Annotated in this window: 17 protein-coding genes and 2 pseudogenes; 12 read left to right on the forward strand and 7 right to left on the reverse strand. The window is 67.9% G+C overall.

Annotated features, from left to right (window positions below):
• Nucleotides 1–174: 174 nt before the first annotated feature.
• Complete coding sequence (locus BN159_RS41715) at nucleotides 175–477, reverse strand: DUF6087 family protein (RefSeq protein ID WP_015663115.1); 303 nt, start codon at nucleotides 475–477, stop codon at nucleotides 175–177.
• A 14-nt stretch (nucleotides 478–491) separates the two neighbouring features.
• Nucleotides 492–1,859, reverse strand: a complete 1,368-nt coding sequence (locus tag BN159_RS41720) for a hypothetical protein (RefSeq protein WP_015663116.1) — start codon at nucleotides 1,857–1,859, stop codon at nucleotides 492–494.
• Between the two features lie 159 nt (nucleotides 1,860–2,018).
• On the opposite strand from BN159_RS41720, the gene BN159_RS41725 reads away from it, so the two are divergent.
• The 4 genes and pseudogenes from BN159_RS41725 to BN159_RS44530 form a co-directional block, all read left to right on the forward strand.
• A complete protein-coding gene (locus tag BN159_RS41725) occupies nucleotides 2,019–2,291 on the forward strand; it encodes a putative ATP-grasp-modified RiPP (RefSeq protein ID WP_015663117.1) in 273 nt (90 codons plus the stop codon).
• 4 nt (nucleotides 2,292–2,295) lie between these two features.
• Nucleotides 2,296–3,279, forward strand: coding sequence for an ATP-grasp ribosomal peptide maturase (gene tgmB, locus BN159_RS41730; RefSeq protein WP_015663118.1), 984 nt, complete (start codon nucleotides 2,296–2,298; stop codon nucleotides 3,277–3,279).
• Nucleotides 3,276–4,472, forward strand: coding sequence for an ATP-grasp peptide maturase system methyltransferase (gene tgmC / locus BN159_RS41735; RefSeq protein WP_015663119.1), 1,197 nt, complete (start codon nucleotides 3,276–3,278; stop codon nucleotides 4,470–4,472). The genes tgmB and tgmC overlap by 4 nt, the downstream gene beginning before the upstream one ends.
• A 131-nt stretch (nucleotides 4,473–4,603) precedes the next feature.
• Nucleotides 4,604–4,756 (forward strand): annotated as a pseudogene (locus BN159_RS44530) (IS110 family transposase); the annotation flags it as partial.
• 261 nt (nucleotides 4,757–5,017) lie between these two features.
• On the opposite strand, the gene BN159_RS47515 reads toward BN159_RS44530, so the two are convergent.
• A complete protein-coding gene (locus BN159_RS47515) occupies nucleotides 5,018–5,563 on the reverse strand; it encodes a tetratricopeptide repeat protein (RefSeq protein WP_269451020.1) in 546 nt (181 codons plus the stop codon).
• On the opposite strand from BN159_RS47515, the gene BN159_RS41750 reads away from it, so the two are divergent.
• The 3 genes from BN159_RS41750 to BN159_RS41760 all read left to right on the forward strand — a co-directional run bounded on the left by BN159_RS41750 (nucleotide 5,446) and on the right by BN159_RS41760 (nucleotide 9,316).
• Nucleotides 5,446–6,687 (forward strand): IS701 family transposase, encoded by a 1,242-nt coding sequence (locus BN159_RS41750; protein WP_269451006.1) that lies wholly within the window; start codon nucleotides 5,446–5,448, stop codon nucleotides 6,685–6,687. The genes BN159_RS47515 and BN159_RS41750 overlap by 118 nt on opposite strands.
• 157 nt (nucleotides 6,688–6,844) lie before the next feature.
• Nucleotides 6,845–7,933 (forward strand): IS630 family transposase, encoded by a 1,089-nt coding sequence (locus tag BN159_RS41755; RefSeq protein ID WP_015656046.1) that lies wholly within the window; start codon nucleotides 6,845–6,847, stop codon nucleotides 7,931–7,933.
• Between the two features lie 45 nt (nucleotides 7,934–7,978).
• Nucleotides 7,979–9,316 (forward strand): IS630 family transposase, encoded by a 1,338-nt coding sequence (locus BN159_RS41760; RefSeq protein ID WP_015654835.1) that lies wholly within the window; start codon nucleotides 7,979–7,981, stop codon nucleotides 9,314–9,316.
• A 201-nt stretch (nucleotides 9,317–9,517) separates the two neighbouring features.
• On the opposite strand, the pseudogene BN159_RS41765 reads toward BN159_RS41760, so the two are convergent.
• A pseudogene (locus BN159_RS41765) lies at nucleotides 9,518–10,892 on the reverse strand (IS1380 family transposase).
• Nucleotides 10,893–11,023: 131 nt separating this feature from the next.
• Nucleotides 11,024–11,485: a transposase gene (locus BN159_RS41770; protein WP_197541384.1), complete on the reverse strand. Its 462-nt coding sequence runs from the start codon at nucleotides 11,483–11,485 to the stop codon at nucleotides 11,024–11,026.
• Between the two features lie 16 nt (nucleotides 11,486–11,501).
• Here BN159_RS41770 and BN159_RS46095 point away from each other — a divergent pair, with 16 nt between their 5' ends.
• From BN159_RS46095 to BN159_RS41785, 5 genes are all read left to right on the forward strand, one after another.
• Nucleotides 11,502–11,693 (forward strand): hypothetical protein, encoded by a 192-nt coding sequence (locus BN159_RS46095; RefSeq protein ID WP_162146268.1) that lies wholly within the window; start codon nucleotides 11,502–11,504, stop codon nucleotides 11,691–11,693.
• 223 nt (nucleotides 11,694–11,916) lie between these two features.
• Nucleotides 11,917–13,965, forward strand: a complete 2,049-nt coding sequence (locus tag BN159_RS41775) for an NACHT domain-containing protein (protein ID WP_231905683.1) — start codon at nucleotides 11,917–11,919, stop codon at nucleotides 13,963–13,965.
• A gap of 401 nt (nucleotides 13,966–14,366) precedes the next feature.
• Entirely contained in the window at nucleotides 14,367–16,598 is a 2,232-nt protein-coding gene (locus tag BN159_RS43120) for an NACHT domain-containing protein (RefSeq protein WP_157901148.1), read from the forward strand.
• 260 nt (nucleotides 16,599–16,858) lie between these two features.
• Nucleotides 16,859–17,137 carry a DUF4158 domain-containing protein gene (locus BN159_RS47825; RefSeq protein ID WP_015663126.1) on the forward strand — a complete coding sequence of 93 codons (279 nt, stop codon included), beginning with the start codon at nucleotides 16,859–16,861 and terminating at the stop codon, nucleotides 17,135–17,137.
• 345 nt (nucleotides 17,138–17,482) lie between these two features.
• Nucleotides 17,483–17,908, forward strand: a complete 426-nt coding sequence (locus BN159_RS41785; RefSeq protein WP_015663127.1) for a hypothetical protein — start codon at nucleotides 17,483–17,485, stop codon at nucleotides 17,906–17,908.
• Nucleotides 17,909–17,945: 37 nt separating this feature from the next.
• Here BN159_RS41785 and BN159_RS41790 read toward each other — a convergent pair whose 3' ends face one another.
• A complete protein-coding gene (locus BN159_RS41790) occupies nucleotides 17,946–18,920 on the reverse strand; it encodes a site-specific integrase (protein ID WP_015663128.1) in 975 nt (324 codons plus the stop codon).
• A 428-nt stretch (nucleotides 18,921–19,348) separates the two neighbouring features.
• On the reverse strand, nucleotides 19,349–20,365 hold the full coding sequence (locus BN159_RS41795; protein WP_015663129.1) for a DNA-directed RNA polymerase subunit alpha: 1,017 nt from the start codon (nucleotides 20,363–20,365) through the stop codon (nucleotides 19,349–19,351).
• Nucleotides 20,366–21,169: the final 804 nt, after the last annotated feature.

The raw sequence follows: 21,169 nt of genomic DNA on the forward strand, positions 1-21,169 counted from the left end.
GGCGTGGGACTGGATATGCCGCCCGGGTGGACGCCGGGGCGCCGGTGGCCGTCTCCCTCCCCCGTGGGGGATGGCCACCTCAACCCTTCCCGACCGCGAGGCACCCACCATGACAACGCGCAGCACGACGTCCCAGCTGTCCGCTGGGTTCTTTTGGTGGCAGCGATACGAGTGTCAGGTGGCGGGCGGCGACTCGTCGTGTTGGCCGGTTGTCTGTTCGTTCGCCCACCGCTGGGCCTGTGCGAGGTTCGGCGCCGTGCCCGCGGGTTCGTAGGAGAATCCGTTCCATTCCTCCAGGGCCCGGGGTTGTTCGGGGTGGAGGTGTCCGCCGCCACGGTGGAGCGGGCGGTGTCGGCGCCAGACGTCCATGGGCGGTCGGCGCCGTTTCTCGTATGGCGCGAGGGGGTTGGCCGGGTCGATGCGCGGCGTCGCGCGGGACGGCTGGTTCGGCGGTCCGGGTCGGGAGTGCTTGCCCATGGACGGCAATGGTCTCAGGCTGCGACCGGCGTCGGGCGCGCTGCCGCGAGATCCTGAGCGCGGGAGCGGACCTCGTCCACGTCCGCGGTGCGGTATCGGCGGGCGGCGTCCAGCAGCGTGTTGAGCCGGGAGGCCACCAGGGTGGAGTCGATGCGGGTGGCGTCATCGAGCGCTTGGTGGGCTGCGGCGGCGCCCTGTTCCGGCTCGTTCTCCGCGAACAGTGCGGCGGCCAGCCCGATGCGGTCCATGACCTTCACCCGGTTGAAGCCGGGCTGGCGCAGGGCGAGGGCGTCTGTGAAGTGATCACTGGCACGCAGGTTCCGGCCGATGACGGCGAGGTCGCGGGCGGATACCGCGCGGGCACCAGCGTGCTCGGCCGCGTCGAAGTAGTTCATCCACGGCGGGACGTCGTTGCCCATGCCGTCGGCCGTCAGCTCGTCGGCGGCGCCGAGGTGCCTGTCCGCCTGCCGCTGGTCGCCGAGGGCCGCGTGAACCCGCCCCGTTTGGGAGGCGACCAGGGCCCTCGTCGCGGGCAGGCTGGCCTTCGCCGCGGCGACCTCCAGCAGTCCGAGCGCGTCGTGCGGGTGCCCGAGGTAGATCATCTGGTGGGACATGCGGGTGACGATCTCCACCCCGCGGTCCGGCTGTGCGGCTTCGGAGGCGGCGTAGATGCCGTAGGACCAGTACCGTTGGGCGGTGGCGTACCGGCCGCAGTCGTGGCTGACCCACCCGGCCAGCGCCGCGAGGTCGGCGGTCGTCGCGAACACCCTCGCCTTCAGCGATGGTGGGACGCCGTCCTGGACGCGGCGGGCGACTTCGGCGAGCTGGGCGACGATCGCCGCGCGGTACAGGCCGCCGCCTTTGGAGGCGTCGGCCTTCGTAAAGAACGCGGTGACCTCTTCTAGCGCCGTGGTGGTGTCGGCGTCGAAGCCCTTGGTGGCGCGGTTCAGGCGGCGGGCGGTGCCGCCCAGCATCCGCTCGGCCGCGAGGATCAGCGGGGCGCCGAGGGCGAGCTTGAGGGTGTCGCGGCGGTCGAGGAAGAGATCCATCTGCGTCCATCCGGCCAGGGTCTGGGCGGCTGCCTCGGTCAGCAGCGGGAGCTGGATGCTATCCAGCGTGGGCCCGGCGGCCGTCAGGCCCAGATCACCCGGCGTGAGTGGCTGGCCGATCGCTTCGGAGATGACCGCCGCCAGCAGCGCGGGAACCGGTGGGCGAGGGCGTTCGCCGACGATCCAGCGGCGGATACGGGTTGCATCTGGCGCGACCTGGCAGTGACCTTGGGTTTTCGCTTCGGCGGCGATCCGGCGAGCGATCTCGCCGTGGGGCAGGCCCGTGGCCGCTATCCACAGCGCGAGGTGCGGGTTGCTCGATCTGCCGGTCATCACCGACTTGCCCTCCCCGACTCCTACATCACGGAGCGTGGCATTTTCGCCACGGTTCGCGGCACCCACGGTACTGGTCAGGAACCTGGCCAGGAGCGGATTCTGCTCAGGTGGTAGCCACTCGGGCTATCCGCACGAGGCAAGGGGAAAGGAACTCGCATGGCGACGCTTGGACCCCCAGCTCAGGCTCCGTGGGCGATGCGGCTGGTCACCGACCGGCTTCCGGTCGCTCCACCGTTGTATGCCGCGGTGACGCTCGACGCGGCCACGCAGACCGCCCGCTACACCGACGCCGCCGGGCAGGTGGTGGAGATGGGCAAGCACGGAACGTCGCGTACGACGGGCACGGCGTCGATGTCAGGCGGCGGTGACGGGGAGAGCCCGCAGCCGCAGGCGCAGGACGACCACACCACCGACTACGAGTCGGACTGATCCGATGGCCTCCACCGTCCTGGCCGTCACCGCGCTGGAAGACGTCACCGCAGACTGGGTCATCACCATGCTGAACGAGCGCGAGGTGCCCGTCGCACGGGTCGACCCGGCCGACATCGGCCCCGGCCTGGCCTTCGGCGCCCGCATCGGCGCCGGGGCGCCGGCCTGGGCCGGGCGGCTGGTCACCGGCAGCCGGGAGGTGGAGCTGGGGGAGGTGGCGGCGGTGTATTACCGCCGCCCCACCCCCTACACCGCCCGGTTCGAGCACCTGCCTGCCCAGCAGCGGGACTTCGCCGCGGCCGAGGCCCGGCACGGGCTCGGCGGCATCCTCAATCACCTGCAGGGCGCTATCTACGTCAACCACCCCGGCGCGGTCACGGCCGCCGATTTCAAGCCCGCCCAACTCCAGACCGCCGCCCAGCTCGGCCTGACCGTGCCGCCCACCCTGGTCACTAACGACATCGAGCAGGCGCGGAGGTTCGCCGTCGGCCACGGCCCCGTCATCTACAAGACGTTCCGCGGGCTGCCCCGTGACGAGGACGGGCACACCGGCGCGATCTGGGCCCAGCGCGTAGCCCCCGACACCTTCGACGACACGCTCGCGGTGACTGCGCACTTGTTCCAGGCGGAGATCCCCAAGACCGGCGACGTGCGGGTCACCGTGGTCGGACGGCGGGTGTTCGCCCAGCAGATCGCCGCCCCGGATGCGGCGCTGGACTGGCGCCGCGGTGACTGGGACCAGCTCCTGCACGCCCCGATCGCCGTGCCAGCGCTGATCGAGGCCGCGCTGCACAGCTACCTGTCGGCGTTCGGTCTGGTCTTCGGCTGCTTCGACTTCGCCCTGACCGGCGACGGCCGCGAGGCCGGCGACTGGGTGTTTGTCGAGTGCAACCCGAACGGCCAGTGGGGCTGGCTGCCCGACGCCGGCGACATCGCGACAGCGTTCGCCGACATTTTGAGCACGAGCACGGAAGGAGGCGCGCGATGATGCCTGGCGACCTGGAGACCGACGCCGAGCGGCTGCGTGAGGCGATGGCGAGGGCGCTCGTAGAGGACGGCGTCCTTGCTGATCCCGGCTGGCAGGCGGCCGTGGAGACGGTGCCCCGGCACCGGTTCGTGCCGGGCTTCTACCTGCCAGCCGAAGAGCGCGACGCGCAGGGGCTGACGGTGTGGGAGCCGGTCACCGCCGAACTCGACTATGGCCGCTGGCTGGCCGCCGCGTACTCCGACACGACGCTCATCACGCAGTTCGACGGCGACGAACCCGACTGGAAGGCCGCTGCGGTGCGGCACGGCGGGGCGCCAACCTCATCGTCTACGCTGCCGTCGCTGGTGGTACGGATGTGGGCCGACGCGGACGTGGAGGAGGGCCACACGGTGCTGGAGATCGGCACCGGCACCGGCTACTCCACCGCTCTCGCCTGCGAACGCCTCGGATCGGCGGATGTGACCTCGATCGAGGTCGACGGCCGTCGGCTGGAGCAGGCGGCGAGCGCGTTGTACGGCTGCGGGCACACCCCGACGCTGGCGGTGGCGGACGGGCTGTACGGCTACTGGCCCGAGGCCATGTTCGACCGGATCGTGGCCGCCTGCTCCTTCCGCGCCGTGCCGCCCGTGCTGCTGGCGCAGGCCCGGCCAGGCGGGAAGATCCTGCTCACTCTGTCGGGGTGGCTCTACGGCTATGCCCGCGTCCTGCTGACCGCGCACGGTGACGGCACCGCAGAGGGCCGCCTGCTGCCCGGCACCGTGTCATTCATGTCGGTGCGTACGCACACGGCCCCGGCGTTCGGCAACCCCGCCCACTGGGCCGCAGGGCTCCCGGAGGCGGGTCGGGCTTCCCGGCACTCCCCGGAGCGGATTACGGCCGGCACCGAGGAGGCGTTCCACCTGCTGTTCCTCGCCCAGTGCGCCGTGCCGGAAGCGCAGATGACGATCGTCGGCGACGTTGTGTACCTGGTCGACGTGGTCACAGGATCCGCCGCCACCCTCACCCCGGTCGAGGACCGGTGGGAGGTGCGTGAGGGCGGCCCGGTGCGGCTGTGGGAGCAGATCGAGGCCGTGCTGTCCGCGTACGACGAGGCGGCCCGGCCCGGGCCGGAGACATTCACCCTGCACGTCTACGACGGCGGGCAGCACCTGCGGCACCCTAAGCTGCCCGGCCTGCCGCTGCCCCGGCCCTGACCAGCGCCAAGAAGCCCGCAAGTCACCAGGCGCCCGAACGGAGGGATGTGACCTCCGGCCAGGCCCCGGACACCCGGCCCCTGACCGTTCTGCCCGACCGCGCGTACTCCTCACGCGCCATCTGCCCCTTCCTGCTGATGGCCCTGCTCGCCAACCACGGCCAGCCAGTCGTCTACGTGCCCGGCCGTACGGTCAACCACATGTCCGCCTCCTACCGAGGCCAGGCCAAGACGGACGCCCGCGACGCCTACGTCATCGCCGACACGGTCCGCCTGCGACGGGAAGGGTTCTGGGTTCGTACGTGCCAGCGGGGGTGAGCGCGTGCCCGGGGTGAGTGCTCTTTCCGACACCCAGGCCCGAAAAGACGCCTGTCTCGTCGTGCTCGTTCAAGCTGTCCTCCCGAACGGGGCGTGCGGTGCTGGCCTGGGCGTCGGTGTTGTGCGCGGTGTCGGTGCAGCGCGATTTCCAGATGTGCTTGCTGTTTCGGTTCCGTGCGCTTCCTGGCAGTGGAGGCAGGAAGCGGCTGCCAGGGAAGTTGTGAGGGCCTATTCGTCCTTGTTTTTGATGCGGGCTATGAGTGCTTCATCAGTGCTGAAACGCCAGCCCTTTGCGGGAGATTGGGCGGCTGCGAGGTTGGATTGGACCAGGCGGGTGGTCGGGTGGTCCTTCCCCAGCACGGCCATGCACGTGCTGAAGGTCTTTTCCAGCAGAGGCAGGGCCAGCTGCCACCTGCCCATCGTCCCGTACGCGACTGCCAGTTGGTTCCTCGCGACCAGAGTCTCAGGATGGTTCTCACCCAGTTCCCGATCTGCCGTTGCCAGGGCTTGCTCATAGAGCGGAACTGCTCTGTCCATTTGGTTGGCGGAGGCATAGGCAGTCGCTAGTAGGGCTTGGTCAGGTCGGTTGTGGTGTTGCGTGTCCTGCTGGGCCGGTGTGGCGTTGAGAGTGTGTGACTCCGGACGAGATTGCGTTGGTGCGTGGTGAGTTGGAGACGTTCGCGGCGGAGGTGTTCGAGCCGTTTGCGCGCAGGGATCAGCGACGGTGGGGGCAGGTCTATCTGCGGGGGCTGCTGACCGACGGGCAGCGTAAATCGGTCGAGCCGATGGCCGCCCGCCTGGGTGAGGACGGGAACCGGCAGGCACTGGCCAACTTCATCACCACCAGTCCCTGGGACCCGGCACACATCCGGGCCCAGCTCGCCTGGCGGATGGAGGAGAGGATCGGGCCCGACGCCTTCGTCTTCGACGACACAGGGTTCCTCAAGGACGGGACTGCCTCGGCGTGTGTGTCGCGGCAGTACACCGGCACGGCCGGCAAGGTCACCAATTGCCAGGTCGGCGTCTCCCTCCACCTCGCGTCCGACCACGCCTCGGCGGCGGTCAACTGGCGGTTGTTCCTGCCCCAGAGCTGGGATCCCGCCTCGCCGAAGGCCGATGCGGACAAGGTCGCCCGCCGCACAGCCTGCGGTATCCCGGACGATGTCGGGCATGTGGAGAAGTGGCAGCTGGCCCTGGATATGCTCGACGAGACCCGCTCCTGGGGCATCGAGGTGCCGCTGGCCGTCGCGGACGCCGGATACGGTGACGCCGCCGCGTTCCGGAACGGACTGCAGGAACGCGGCCTGAACTACGTGGTGGGGATCTCCACCACGCTGTCTGCCCAGCCCGCCGACGCGGTGCCGGTGGCCGAACCGCACTCCGGGTCCGGACGCCCGCCGGTGGCGAAGTATCCCGACAAGCCGCGGCCGGTGAAGGAGCTGGTCATCGCGGCGGGCCGGAAGGCGGCCCGGCCGGTGCAGTGGCGGGAGGGCTCCCGGCCCGGCACCGGCCGCTCCGGCCGCAAGCGGATGTACTCCCGCTTCGTGGCGCTGCGGATCCGGCCCGCCGGACGCGAGGTCCGCCAGCACGTCGACGGCCCGGAACTGCCTGTGTGCTGGCTGCTGGCCGAATGGCCGGCCGGCGAGAGCGAGCCGGTGCAGTACTGGCTGTCCGACCTGCCCTCCGGCATGCCCCTGACCACACTGGTCCGCCTCGCCAAACTCCGCTGGCGCATCGAGCACGACTACCGGGAGATGAAACAGGCCCTGGGACTCGCCCACTTCGAGGGCCGGACCTGGAACGGATGGCACCACCACGTCACCCTCGTCTCCGTCGCGCACGCCTTCTGCACGCTGCAACGACTGGCCCGGACCCCAAAAGAAGCAGCGCCGGCCTGAGCCTCTACCAAGTCGTCCGCGAGCTACAGACACTCCTCGCCCTTTGGGCCGGCGCCTGCCCCACCTGCCACCGGGACATACCCACACCCATACGAACCTGACCAAGCCCTACTAGTGTCCTGAGTCGTTAGTTCGCTTGCGGTTGTAGGGTGGGGCGGTGCCTGGTCCGAAGCCGTTGCCGCTGGAACTGTCCGATCACGAACGCCGGGTGCTGCGGGGTTGGTTGCGCAAACAGACCGCCTCGCAGGCGCTGGTGTTGCGGTCGAGGGTCGTGCTGGCGTGCGCGGAGGGCATGTCGAACGCGCGGGTCGCGGATGACCTGGGTGTCTCGCGGGAGACGGTGCGCAAGTGGCGGTCCCGGTTCGCCGCGGACCGGCTGGAGGGTCTGGTGGACCGGCCGCGTCCGGGGCCGCCGCGGAAGATCACGGACGAGCAGGTCGAAGCTCTGGTCGCCAGGACGCTCGGCCAGGCGCCGCCGACGGGTGATTCGCACTGGTCGACGCGTTCGATGGCCGATGCCGCGGGCATGTCGCAGTCGGCTGTCTCGCGGATCTGGCGGGCGTTCGGCCTCAAACCGCACATCGTGGAGACCTGGAAACTGTCGACCGACCCGCAGTTCGTGACCAAGGTCCGCGACGTGGTGGGCATTTACCTGTCCCCGCCGGAGAACGCCCTGGTTCTGGCGGTCGACGAGAAGTCGCAGATACAGGCCTTGGACCGGACCCAGCCAGTGCTGCCGATGGCGCCGACCACGCCGGCGAGGATGACGCACGACTACGTCCGGCATGGCACAACCAGCTTGTTCGCCGCCCTGGACATCGCCTCTGGCTCGGTCATCGCCCAGCACTACCGCCGCCACCGCCACCAGGAGTTCCTTCGCTTCCTGAAGGTCATCGACGCGGCCGTTCCCAAGCACCTCGAACTCCACCTGATCCTGGACAACTACGCCACCCACAAGACCGAGCCGGTCAAGAAGTGGCTGCTTCGGCATCCCCGCTTCCATCTGCACTTCACTCCCACCTCGGCGTCCTGGCTCAACCTCGTCGAGCGCTGGTTCGCGGAGCTGACCTGCCGCAAACTCCGCCGCTCGGCCCACCGCAGCGTCGTCGAACTGGAACGGGACATCCGCGGCTGGATCAACGAGTGGAACAAGAGCCCCAAGCCGTTCGTCTGGACGAAGACCGCCGACGACATCCTCGACACTCTTGCCGCGTACTGCACACGAATTAACGACTCAGGACACTAGTGTGATGCGCCGGAAATTGCGGACTTAAGTCTGTAGGCTGTTTTCATGGCGTCTCGGGGTCCTCGTGCTGTCGAAGTCGTGCTGTCCGTCGAGGAGCGTGCGGAGTTGGCACGTTGGGCGGGCGGCGCGGTCTCGGCTCGTGTGGCGGAGCGGGCCCGGATCGTTCTGGCCTGTGCGGACGGGGCGTCAAACACCGCTGTGGCAGCGGGCTTCGGGGTGAGTACGGAGACGGTGCGCAAGTGGCGCTCGCGGTTCGTGGCCGGGCGGATGGCGGGCCTGGTGGACGAGCCCCGGTCGGGTCGGCGCAAGCCGGAGTTGGTGCTGTCCGAGGCCGAGCGGGCGGAGTTGACGCGCTGGGCGCGGCGGGCGAAGACCGCGCAGTTCCTGGCGCTGCGGGCAAGGATCGTGCTGCGGTGCGCGGAAGGCGGGACGAACAAGGAGATCGCCGCCGAACTCGGTGTATCGCACGGAACGGTGAACCGCTGGCGGTCGAGGTTCATCCGCTTGCGGCTGGACGGACTGACCGATGAGCCGCGTCCCGGCCGGCCGCCCTCGATCCTGCTCGACCAGATCGAAGACGTGCTCACCGCGACCTTGGAGTCCACCCCGGGCAGAGACACGCACTGGTCGCGGGCCTCGATGGCCCAGCGTTCCGGCCTGTCGAAGTCCACGATCGGGCGGATCTGGAAGAAGTTCGACCTCAAGCCGCATCTGCAGGATGCCTTCAAGCTCTCCACCGACCCGCAGTTCGTCTCCAAGGTCGTCGATGTCGTCGGCCTGTACCACCATCCGCCCGAGAAGGCGGTGGTGTTGTGCGTGGACGAGAAGGCCCAAATCCAGGCGCTGGACCGCTCCCAGCCCGTCCTGCCGATGATGCCGGGCATGCCCGAACGTCGCACCCACGACTACTACCGGCACGGCATCACCAGCCTGTTCGCCGCGTTCAACATCGCCGACGGCACTGTCATATCGGAACTGCACCGACGCCACCGGGCCATCGAGTTCAAGAAATTCCTCACCCGGATCGACAAGGCAGTGCCCGCCGGACTCGACGTCCACCTGGTCTGCGACAACTACGCCACCCACAACACCCCCGAGATCAAGACGTGGCTGGGCAAACACCCCCGCTTCCACGTCCACTTCACCCCCACCGGCTCCTCCTGGATGAACCAGGTCGAGCGGTGGTTCGGCCTGCTGACCGACAAGCTCATCCGCCGCGGCGTCCACACCTCCGTGAAGGCACTGGAGCAAGACATCAGAGCCTGGATCGACACCTGGAACGAGAACCCACGGCCCTTCGCCTGGACCAAGACCGCCGACGAGATCCTCAACTCGCTCGCCGACTACCTCACCAAAATCAACCCACCAACCACCGATACCTGACAGGAACTTAGAGCCGTCATTTCTGGCGCATCACACTAGCCTCGATCTTTCGTGATGGGCCGCCGACGGAGTCGGGGGCCCATTTCGTTGTCGGTGGCTGTGGCCGTGCAGGTTGAGGGCCCGGGTGTCGTCTCGGGTGGACGCCGGGTTCCACTGCTCCGGGCTGGCGCGTTGTCTTGTAGGGACAGGTGAGTTGGCTGGTCAGCCAGGGTTTGGCAGGGGTGCGAGCCGTTCGAGGGCGTCAGTGATCTCGTGGGTCCAGGGCCAATGGTGGGCGAGGCGGAGGATGCGGCGTCGGCCGGTGGTGACGAGCTGGCCGGCCGCGGAGAACAGGCGCAACCGCAGGCGGCGGGGTTCCCAGAGCCGGGTCTGACCGGTCAGGGCGAGCATGGGCATCCAGGCCAGCAGGTCGAGGGCGATCTGAACGATCTCCAGCCAGATGCCGTTCTGCGCGGTGTCGTGCAGGGGCAGGTTGCGCAGTCCGGTCGCTCGCGCAGCCCGGATGCGGTCCTCCGCGCGGGCTCGTAACCGGTGGCGGAGTTCGAGTCCGGCGATCGGCTGGTTGAGGGTGTTGGTGGCGAAGCAGGTGATCCGCATGCCGTGCGCGTCCGTGATCCTCAACTGGGCTCCGGGATGGGGCCGTTCCTTGCGGACGATCAACCGAATGCCCTGCGGCCAGCCGTCGAGCAGGTCTCCGGTGAGTTCGGCGACCCAGGCCTCGTCACGGACCTCGCCGTCCGATTCGACCGCAGGCGTCCAGGCCGATGCGGGGATCTTCAGAACATGCTCGTGGATGGCCTCGGTGATCACCATGCCGACCGAATAGGACAGCCAACGTCCGCGCTGGGCGAGCCAGGCCACGAACTCGTGGGTGCCGCCCGCGCAATCACAGCGGATCAGTGTCCGCCGTCCCCGCCGGTATTTCTTGGGCAGTTGAGCGAGGGCGAGGCGAGCGACGGTGATGTGGTCGGCGGCCGAGTTCGAGCCCGCGTTGCCGGGCCGGAGGTGGGCTGCGACAGGTTCGCCGGTTCCTCCCGGGCCGTGGTCGACGAAGCCCATGAGTGGATGGTGTCCGTAGGTCTTCTTCCAGGTCGGGGCCGCGTCCTGCTTGTCCGAGTGCGCGACGACCAGGACCCCGTCCAGGTCCACGGTCACCTGCCTGCCGGCATCAGGAGCCCGACCGCCGGCCAACTCCCATACTTTTTTGCGGACTTCGGAACGTGCGGCGCGGATCGCGGTCAGCGCCTTCTCGCCGGAGGCGGCAAGGGTGCCGATCAAACGGGAGACCGTCGGATCGGAGGCGACTGGGCCGAACACACCCGGCTCGGCCCGCAGCATGGCGACGTCGGCCAGGCAGTCGCCGCCGAGTGCGACCGCCAGGGCGAGGTCCACGAGCATCTTGCCGGGGTCGTGGACGGCTCGCGGTCTCCGCCACGGGGTCAGGGCTGCGGATATCGCCTGGTCAAGGCCGATCTTGCGGACCGTTTCGACCAACAGGACCGAACCGGCCTGCGACCACGGCCCGGCCGTCATCCCGGACAAGGACATGGGGATAGGACCCGATAGGCTGCTTCACCTGGAAAGTGCCTCCGACAGGGGCGGGAACAAGGACCTCAGCAATCCTCATTCTCGCTGTTCAGAGGCTCTTTCTGCTTCCCTGACCGCCTGCCGGACAGCCCGCTTCATGAAAGCGCGAGGTTAGGAGTTCTAAGGGGTGACAAGAGCGGCCAGCCACTCCTCGCCTCGCAGAGCGAGCTCCTCCAGCGCACAGCGCAAGGTCTCGGCGACCAGTTCACCACGGTTCAGACGCCGAACGGCCGCCAGCACGTGGGTGGGATCGGTCCGGATCCGTCCCCGCCGCTTGACCAGCCCCGCCTCAGCGAGCCGGTCCACGACCAGCGCCAACAGCCTGTCCGCGCGGGCGCCCTGCGCCACCCGGTCACGGAATTCGCTCAGGACCGTGAAGTCGAACCCCGGATCATGCAGTTCGAGGCCGAGACAATACTTCCAGTCCAGACGACGGCGAACTGCCTCTGCCGCCTGCCGGTCGGTGAGGTTCTCCGCGTACTGCAGCACCGATACCAGCGCCAACTGCGCTGGCGACAGCCCACGTCGCCCGTCAGTCGGATACCAGTCGGCGAAGTCGCCATCCGTGAACAGGCTGTCCAATCGATCACGTACCCACATGGCGGCCGTGCCCTGCGGATTACTCGCCCGCGCCATCCGCACCGTCAACGGCGGAATCGCCCGCCCCGACCTCGAACCCATCGCCACCGCGGCCACCCCTCCGACCGCCGAAACCGCCCCGCTCCCACCAGCGCAGCACCACGAGAACATCAACTCACGGGCGGCCAGCAGACTTCACCTCACCGAGTGAAGATCACCAACAGCATCCGGAACTGCGGACAGAGCCAAAATTCGAGATCCGCATCATGATGACAGTCTCGGCGCAAACCGGGCAGCAGGCCGACAGGCCGGTCCCCTCGCGCATCTCCGCGTTTCCAGGATACGCAGCGTTGCTGCGGTCATGATGTTCTGTTATGGGGAGAGAGCGCTGGCTGGCACGCGCGTACGGGGCAATCTGTGCGGTGGCAGTAGGGGTGGCTATCGCGATCGGATGGCGGACCCTGCCCAGGGTCGCGGCAGGTGAAGCCGATCCGGTGGGCGCGGCGATCGGCCTCGTGGGGCTGGCGGCCGGTATCTGGTCGGGATGGCTTACTGTGCGGTCCCTGCGCTGGCAGGAAACCAACCTCACGGAAGTGGCGGGGAGGTTGGCTGTGGAGGTGCTGGCCGCTGAGCGGGAAGCACGGCGGCAGTTGCTGGGCGACCATGACAAGACCATCGATTTGGAGTTCGCTCTTCTTCCCGCGCCGGCCCATGACGCGGCAGGTGCTCGCCCGCAGGGGCACCTGGACGATGTGGTGGGCTACTACCAGGACCTACGGCCTGGGCGGATGGTGATCACGGGGGAACCAGGGGCGGGCAAGACCGTTTTGGCCCTCGAGTTGATGCTGGGCTTGTTGACGAAGCGTAAGCCTGATGACCCCGTACCAGTGAGGCTCTCTCTTGCGTCCTGGGGCGATGAGTTGCCGCTGGCCGACTGGATCGCCCGCCACCTCACCGAGGCCTACCGCCTTCCCGCCGTCACGGCCAGTGCTCTGGTCAAGGCTCGACGTGTGCTGCCGGTGCTGGACGGTCTTGACGAGATGGACGCTGATTCCGAGCCGGGGTATGACTCCCGGGCCGGGCATGCCCTTCGCAGACTGAACTCCTATCAGCAGGGTTTGGACAAGGCGGAGCTGGTTCTGACCTGTCGCCGTCGGACGTACCAGGCGCTGGAAGCTTTGCGGGTGTGGACCCAGGACGCCGCGCGGGTTGAGATCCACAGGGTTGACGGAGCCATGGCACGGGAGTTCTTTTCTCGACGGGTCGATGATCTGACCCGCTGGCGGGAGGTGCTGGAGTCGTTTGGGCGGAATCCGCAGGGTCCGTTGGCCACAGGCTTGTCCACCCCGTGGCGGTTAACCCTGGCGGTAACGGTTTACGAGCAGCGTGACCCGCGCACCGGTCGCTATCTGCGTGATCCCCGAGCCCTGCTCAGCTCAGCGTTGGACACCGCTGACGCGGTAGGTGCGCATCTGCTCGCATCTTTCATTCCTGCTGTGACAGCTCTTCATCCGGGACCGAGGGGCGTTTCGTACAGTCCCCAGCAGGTCCGCGCCTGGCTTACCGTGCTGGGCTCCTACCTCCACCGCAATGGTGCGACGGCCAGAACGGTTGGCGGCCGGGCGCTGTCCGGAACCGACATCGTGCTGCATGAGTTGTGGCCACTGGCAGGTACTCGCCTGCCCCGGGCCGCCACAGTTGCACTGGTCGCCATGACATGGGTAACCGGTTCTGCCATCCTGCTCGCTCAGGTGCCTACAGGCTTCAGCCAGGGGCAGCTCTTAGCCGCAGGACTGGTCGTCCTGGCTGCGATGTGGATGATGCTTATGGCATGGGGCATCCTCTGGCCGCAGCCCAGCCGGGCCGATCTGCGACGGCTTCGGTCGTCCGCTGGTCGGCGCAGCTTTGCAAAGTGGTTCATGGTCGGACCGCTGGGCGTACTCGCGTTCGGATTCACATTCGGCCTCACTGGTCGGGGGCTGGGCATCCTCGTGTTCGGACTCGTGGTCGGCATCCTGGGCGGCCTCACAGGCGCTCTCGAAGCGTCCGGGACGTTGGGAGTCGTTAGCCCCAAAGACATCGTGCGAGATGATTTCGCGCTCGGACTCGCCGTCGGGTTGACGGGCGTGCTCGTGTTCGAAGTCGCGGCCGGCCTCACGGGCCAGCCGGCGGAAGTGCTCGCATTCGGACTCGCGATCGCCTTGACATTTGAGCTTGTGGGCGCGCTCAGGGGTGTGATCGTGTTCGGGCTCTCAGGTGGGCTCTCAGCGGGGCTTTCGGGCGGACTCTCTGCGGGGCTCGGGGGCCTGCGGTATGTCGCGTTCTTGCTGTGCACCCGCCGATGGAGCGGCCGGTGGCTTCCGTGGAGACTGGGTCGATTCCTCCACTGGTGCTACGGCGCAGGCCTGATTCGAGTAGCCGGGATCGCCTACCAGTTCCGGCACCGCGAACTCCAGGACTACCTCGCCACCACTGGCACGTGAATTGGTTCGCGCTGGCCAACTACGACACTCAGGCTGGCCATCTGAAGGGTTCTGACCGCGCTTGCGTGACGACTACGCCAGAGGCCGACTGTGCACTACGTCGCCGGGCTGAGGCGTCATGGAGGAGCGGCCACAGCCCGCTAGCTGGCCGCTGCGCGCCCATGGTCAGGTGCCACGCCACGACGACCATCGGCAGCACCGAGCAGACAGTTTGATCCGAATAATGCAGTTTCATGCCTGAGTTCCCCTGATGTGGTGAACCTGGCCGCTCTCAGTAGAGTCCAATCTCTTGCACCCGTACGGTGCGGCCCATGGACAGGGGGAATCGGCTCCATCAGCGCCTTCTTTGGATACTTGGCGGACTGTCGGCGGGCGCTGGGGCCTGGGGACTGCTCTGGACTGTGGGCAACGTCCAGGCAGGCAACCTGAACACTGAACTGGCTGGGGTGCTCAGCTTCGGGTTCAGCGGCATCGGGCTGATAGTCGGCGCGACTTCTCTGATCATTTCGTGGCATACCTACCGAGCGGACCGTGCCGAGCACGCCGCCTCAATCACCCCAGCCTCAATCGCCAACGAGTTGGTGTCTGTCCTACGCACTCAGTGGGAAGCTGAAGCTCGGGTTCGGCGCCTCAACGACCCCTACCCCCTGCCAGTGTCCTGGCGACCTGCCGAAGCGGGCCTGGTTGAGGATTGGGAGCTGCTGTGTCGGCAGGCCGTCCGCGCCGGCTCCCAGCCCGCTATGGCTCGCACGCCAGCCGCTCTGGCTGGGACGAACGCGGAGATCACGGAAGTGTTCACCCAGCGTGCTCCCGGGCAGCGTCTGCTAGTGCTCGGTGAGCCGGGTGCGGGCAAAACCATGCTGCTGCTTACCCTGCTGCTAGGGCTGCTCGACCAGCGGCAGCCCGGTGGCCCCGTGCCAGTGATCTTTCCCCTCGCGTCCTTCAACCCCACTCGCCAGGATCTGCAGGCATGGATACGCGAACGCCTTGAAGCGGACTATCCGGGCCTGCGCGCACCCGCTCCGGTACCGCACAGCAGGGCCAGCCTGGCCGCCGTGCTACTGCGCGAGCGACTCGTACTACCGCTGCTCGACGGCTTCGACGAGCTACCTGAAAACCTCCGCCCCCAGGCCCTGCATGCGGTCAACGAAGCCCTACCACCAGGGCACGCCTTCGTCCTTGCGGGCCGCAGCAACGAATACCGTGCCGCGCTGCACCCCACAATCGGCGTACCTGTACGTCTCACTGGCACCGCCGCCATTCACCTTGTCCCCGTTACCGCCTCTGTCGCAGCCGCTTATCTCGAGCGCGACGCTGGCGGTAGTGGGACCGCGTCGGCGGAGCGTTGGCGTTCCGTCATTGCCCAGCTGTGCATCCCTGACAGCACTCTCGCCCAGGTGTTGGCTACGCCTCTCATGCTGTTCCTGGCCCGCACCATCTACAACCCACGCCCCGGTGAAACCACCGTTGCACTACCCGACCCCGCTGACCTCTGCGACCGGCAACGCGTTCCCAGCCCGTCCGGGCTACGTGCCCACCTCCTGGACGCCTTCCTGCCCGCCGCCTACCGCCCTCACCCTCGGCACCCCTGCCCCTGGGATGCCGATCGTGCGCAAAGAGCCTTCACCAGTCTTGCAGCGCACCTTACGGACAACCTCGGCGGGACCACCGATATCGCCTGGTGGCAGCTACGCCACGCCACTGCGCGCTGGCAGCATCTTCTGGTCACCAGTGTCGTGACCGCTGGCGTCGCGCTCGCGTCGCCCTTGCTCCTCCTCGGGGTCATCGCCGCAGGTGTCGTCAGCAAACCCAGCGACTTCACTCTCTGGTCGGCTTGGGCGATAGTCACCACGGGCATCCTGGAGTGGCTGCCCCTGGTCCCGCAAGCCTTGGGAATCTACGAGTGTCAGACCTCCTGTGGTTTAAGTGATGTAGAGGCCGCACTTGTCGTGATGTCCATCCTCGCGGTCCTCGTCAACCTCGCGGCGAGCTTCGGAGTGCACCGTTTCCCGGCCCGCCGCATCTCTTGGGCGCTCTCGCCCAGGTGGCTGTTTTTGAGCCTGACGCTTGGCACACTGGCCGGCGGGTTCGCTGGCGTTGTCGACAGTGACTTGGCGGGTACCGGTTGGGGGGCCACCACTATGGCAGCCGTGCTGATCTTCGGGACGGTCAGGAGTGCACCAGCGGACTTCTCCGCCCGCCCCCACCCTGCCCGCCTCCTGACCGACGACCGTCGAACTGCCCTCGCTGTCGCTCTGCTCGTCTGTCTCAGTGCCTTCGTGATCGCTCCGAGCATCTTCGTCGGGGCGACGTACCTTGATGGCAGCTCTTTCGATCAGCCCTTCTACACCCTCTTGGTCTTTGGTTTCTTAGGTGGCACGATCGGCCTGCCAGTTGGAGTCGCGCTCGCCTTGCACCACACCGCCTGGGGGCCCTACACCGTGACCCGGTGCCACCGCGCCCGACGATGGAGCTTGCCTTTCGACACAGTCGCGTTTCTCCAGGACGCACACGAGCACCGCGGGGTGCTCCGGCAGGTTGGCGCCGTCTACCAATTCCGGCATCTGGAACTCCAGCAGCGGCTCGCCCACCATGCCCGCACTGAAGGTGGGCTCCCTGCTTCCTCTGGCTGAACCGATCGATAGCCGTTGAAGACAGGAGACACAATCTCGGAACGCGTCTTCGGCAGAGACCCGCCCGGGAAGCAGTGGCCAACTGTGGGGTTCTGGCCCTCGGTACTGGTGGGCTCGCCTATTCAAGTGTCGCCAGTTTCCCGCATAACCCACCCTGCCGGTGACGGTGTGTGGTCACCGGAGGCGTATCGGCTCCAGGTCCCACCAGCGTCCGAGGCAAGGCGAGTTGTGGTGACGTGGTGGTAGCCGAGGGCGTAGGCATGCCTGTTGAGTACCTGTCTGCTGAGCAAAAGGCCCGCTATAGGCGGTTCGCCACGGAGCCGTCGCCCGGGGAGCTGGAACAGTTCTTCCGCCTGGACACCAAGGCTCTGGGTCTGACGCGGGCGAAGCGCCGTCCGGCGTCGAGGTTGGGATGGGTGGTGCAGGCCCTGTCCGGCGGTGGTCGGGGCCGCGAGGACGGCCACGGCCGCCGTCAGCGCGGTGACGGCGGGGATCAGATTTCGCATGCCCCGATCAACGCCCCCGCACCATCGCGGTGATGCCGGCCGCCCGGCCTAGCGGCCCGGGGCGGCGCGTCGTCGGGCAGCTCTCACCGATGGTCAAGCGGTGGTACGACCGCCACGCTGCGAGGTGGACATTCGGTGTGGATCGCTCAGTCTTCGCTGCGAGAGATTCGGCGGGAGCGGACGGTCTACGCACGCGCCCAGCGCCGGACCATCGGAACCGCCACGGCGGCACCAACGAGGGCCCCGACTCCTGCCCCACCGAGAAAGCCGAAGGCCGACGCCGACAGAGCCCCGTCACCCCAGGCCGCGACGATGGGCAGGCCTTGCGGGAGGCAAGCGGGCGATGCGTCGCAGGCGGATCGCGAGTTGCCGGGAGGGATGACCGGGGGGAACGTGAACGGAGGGGGCGGCGTCGAGCGGAACGTGGAGCGCGTGATGACGAAGATCAAGTTCGAGAGCGTGTTCGCGCCGGCCATGGAGGGCCACGGTCAGCGATCGATCATCCTCCGTGTGGACGGGGAGGAGGTCTGGGAGGGGCACATCGGCCAGGGAGAAATCGTCAACATCAACGTGACGTTGCCGATCCAGACGCTGTCGGTCGAGTTGGGGACCAGGAGATTCGACGAACACGGAAATCCCGACGGCTTCCTCAACTACAAGCACCTCGTCGAGATTCCGCACCCCTCGGAGGAGGACGTCTGGAAGGTCACGCTCTTCGACGACAACATGACCCGGGCCCTCTTCCGGAGCCGTATCGACGGCCTCGGAGGAAAATTCGAACTCGAAGTCTCCTTCCACGGCTGACCGGGACGACGGCCTTGGTACTGGTGAGCTGGCGTATTCAACTATCGCGGATTCCCTTGGGAGCCCAGCCCGCTGGTGACCGGCTGTGATCACCAGCGGCGTATCGGCTCCAGGTCCCGCCGCTTTCTCTGAGGAGGCGGCTGGTGGTCTTGTCGTGGTAGCCGAGGGCGTCCGCGACGACGGGGGCGGGTAGTTCGAGGAGTTGTTGTCGGATGGCGGCGCCGCGGGCGGCGGCGACCGGGATGCCGATCTCCCGCAGTCGTGAGGACATGTGGTCGGGACGGGCCGGCCGTCCGGCCCGGCGGCCGGGGAAGAGCCAGCGGGATGCCTGGTTGGTGGCGGTGTTCATGTTGTCGCGGTCTGCGAGGTAGGCCAGTAGCAGGGCTGCCGCTGGTTCGGGGACGGGAGAGGCGGGCTCCCCGAGCCGCAGGAGCGTGGTCTCTCCGTCGTGGAGCACGTCGTCGACCGTGAGCTGGACGATCCGGGTCAGGGGCTGCGCGTAGAGGAGAAGGATGAGGCCGGCGACACGGAGGCGCATCGGTGTGTCTGCGTCGGTCAGCAGTCGGCCGAGTGCGGCCAGGCGCTCGTCCTCGCTCAGCGCGGGTCGTCTGGAGATCTTCATGGTGGGGATGGACAGGGCCTGTGGACATCGGCGGCTCTTCCTGGCCCAGTTGAGGAAGGGCCTCAGGCAGGTGCGGCTGTGTTCGGTGTTGTCCGCGAACCAGGCGTCGATGTCGAGTTGGCCGCAGGACGAGAGGGTGCTGTCCCGGGTACCGAGCCACTGCAGGAAGGTGGTCGCGTGCTTGATCTGCTCGGCTGCGAAGCGGCGGATGCTCGGTGTGATGGGGCTCCGGTCGGCTCGTCCCCGTAGGTGGGGAAGGACGTGCCAGGTCGCGAAGAGCTTGATCGTCTTGACGTCTTCGGGATCGGCGATGTCGGCCAGGTGGCCGGGCAGCCATCGCTGGAAGGAGCAGATGTACTTGTCGACGGCGGGCAGGACGCCGCTGGCCATCAGGAGTTCTTCCAGGTGAGCTGCTGCCCGCCAGGGCTGGAGTTCGTGGAAGGCGTCGTGGGTCAGAGGTAACTGTCCGAGTCCAAGTCGTCGCAGAATCTGGGAGGCGTTTCCGGGATGGCCGCGGCGCATCGCCAGCCAGGCCGGGCCGCTTCTGGGCTCGGTTGAACACGTCAGGGGCCTGCCGATTGTTGTGGCGTCCTGTCGATTCTGACCGCCCGGTTGGCCCGGTACCGGCAACGCGACGCGGCCCGGAAGGACTTCTTCCTGGTCAGATAGCCACAGCCAGGACCCCGCTGTAGGGGCTGTGATTCGGGTTCGTCGCGGCACGCCTGCCGAACACCCCACTTGGGGGGGTAGGGGTGTGGTCGTCTGCTGTGCCGTCTCCTCTTCACCGGCTCTGGCGTGCCCCGGCCGTAGCGCAGCGTTCAGTACTGCTCGGTCTCCACGAAACCCGCGTCCCCGTTGTCGTCCGCGCCGAGGGCAGCGGCGGTCGGGTCGAATCCGGGCGGGCTGTCCTTGAGGCCCAGGCCCATGCCGGCGAGCTTCGCCTTGACCTCGTCGATGGACTTCGCGCCGAAGTTGCGAATGTCGAGGAGGTCGGCCTCGGAGCGCGCCAGGAGCTCGCCCACCGAGTGGACGCCCTCGCGCTTGAGGCAGTTGTACGAACGGACGGTGAGCTCGAGCTCCTCGATCGGCAGCGCGAGATCAGCGGCGAGGGCGGCGTCCACCGGGGACGGGCCCATGTCGATGCCCTCGGCGTCGATGTTCAGCTCACGGGCGAGACCGAACAGCTCGACCAGCGTCTTACCGGCGGAGGCCATGGCGTCACGCGGACGCATCGCCTGCTTGGTCTCGATGTCGACGATCAGCTTGTCGAAGTCGGTGCGCTGTTCGACACGGGTCGCCTCGACCTTGTAGGTGACCTTGAGAACCGGCGAGTAGATGGAGTCGACCGGGATCCGGCCGATCTCCTGGCCGATCTGCTTGTTCTGCACGGCGGAGACGTAACCGCGGCCGCGCTCGACGGTCAGCTCCATCTCCAGCTTGCCCTTGCCGTTGAGCGTGGCGAGGACGAGGTCGGGGTTGTGCACCTCGACACCGGCCGGGGGCGCGATGTCGGCGGCGGTGACCAGACCCGGACCCTGCTTGCGCAGGTACATCACGACCGGCTCGTCGTGCTCGCTGCTCACGACGAGCTGCTTGGTGTTGAGGATCAGGTCGGTGACGTCCTCCTTGACGCCCGGCACGGTGGTGAACTCGTGCAGGACACCGTCGATCCGGATGCTGGTGACTGCCGCGCCGGGGATCGAGGAGAGGAGGGTCCGGCGCAGGGAATTGCCGAGGGTGTAGCCGAAGCCGGGCTCCAGCGGCTCGATCACGAACCGGGAGCGGAACTCGTCGACGACCTCTTCGGTCAGGGAGGGACGCTGAGCGATCAGCACGGGGTGTTGCCTCCAGTGGTTTGGCGTCCGCTATGTGACGCCGTAGATACCACGAAGGGTACGGGCGATACGGTCTCGGCAGAGGCCGAACCGCGCGTCACTTATCAGCCCCGGACGCCACCCGGGACGGTCGGGGATTGTGCCCCACAGGGTCCGTCGGTCTGGCGGACAAGGCCGGTACTCCTCCGAATTGTGCTGGGACTCGCGAACGATTCTGGCCACACTCCGGTTCCCGCGCCTCCCGGACCGGTCCGGAGGACGGTGCACGCGTGCAGCGGCCACCTGCGACGGCGCGTCCCCAGGCAGCGGTCCCGATCGCCTTCCCGAAGGAAGGCCGCGATGCCTGGCAGGAACAGGGTTGCGGTGCGCCCTCCGCTGCGGCGGTCCCGACCGCCGCGCAGCAGCTGCTGGCCACAGCGATCCACAAGGTGGCCCGGACACCAAGGGGTGGTGGCGAGCCTGCCGGCGGCCAGGGCGCCCAGCGGAAGGGTGCCCCGGTTGATCCAACGGGCGGCATCGCTGACCCGGCCGAGCATGTCCGGCGGGCAGGCAACCTGGCGGCAACCGGTCAGGGACACCCCCGCGACGGTGGATGAGAAGGTCCAGGAGATCCCGGCGAAGCCGAACAGCAGCACCCACCAGCCGGGCTCGGCGAGCGGGACCAGCAGGCCGGGAAGGGACAGCACGGTCATCGGCGATCCAACTGATTCGTGCCGAGCCCACGCTGAAGCCGCACCGAAGCGCTCTGGCGCGGCTTCGGCGTGAGATCGGTTGCGCTCGCACGAGTGGTTCCCGGGAGCGGTG

It is taken from the genome of Streptomyces davaonensis JCM 4913 (assembly GCF_000349325.1).
GTDB lineage: Bacteria > Actinomycetota > Actinomycetes > Streptomycetales > Streptomycetaceae > Streptomyces > Streptomyces davaonensis.

Coding starts and splice junctions, on each gene's coding strand:
- BN159_RS41715 (WP_015663115.1), bottom strand. CDS start 477: ATGGGCAAGCACTCCCGACCCGGACCGCCGAACCAGCCGTCCCGCGCG.
- BN159_RS41720 (WP_015663116.1), bottom strand. CDS start 1,859: ATGACCGGCAGATCGAGCAACCCGCACCTCGCGCTGTGGATAGCGGCC.
- BN159_RS41725 (WP_015663117.1), top strand. CDS start 2,019: ATGGCGACGCTTGGACCCCCAGCTCAGGCTCCGTGGGCGATGCGGCTG.
- tgmB (WP_015663118.1), top strand. CDS start 2,296: ATGGCCTCCACCGTCCTGGCCGTCACCGCGCTGGAAGACGTCACCGCA.
- tgmC (WP_015663119.1), top strand. CDS start 3,276: ATGATGCCTGGCGACCTGGAGACCGACGCCGAGCGGCTGCGTGAGGCG.
- BN159_RS41760 (WP_015654835.1), top strand. CDS start 7,979: ATGGCGTCTCGGGGTCCTCGTGCTGTCGAAGTCGTGCTGTCCGTCGAG.
- BN159_RS46095 (WP_162146268.1), top strand. CDS start 11,502: ATGGCGGCCGTGCCCTGCGGATTACTCGCCCGCGCCATCCGCACCGTC.
- BN159_RS47825 (WP_015663126.1), top strand. CDS start 16,859: ATGCCTGTTGAGTACCTGTCTGCTGAGCAAAAGGCCCGCTATAGGCGG.
- BN159_RS41785 (WP_015663127.1), top strand. CDS start 17,483: ATGACCGGGGGGAACGTGAACGGAGGGGGCGGCGTCGAGCGGAACGTG.
- BN159_RS41790 (WP_015663128.1), bottom strand. CDS start 18,920: ATGGCCAGCGGCGTCCTGCCCGCCGTCGACAAGTACATCTGCTCCTTC.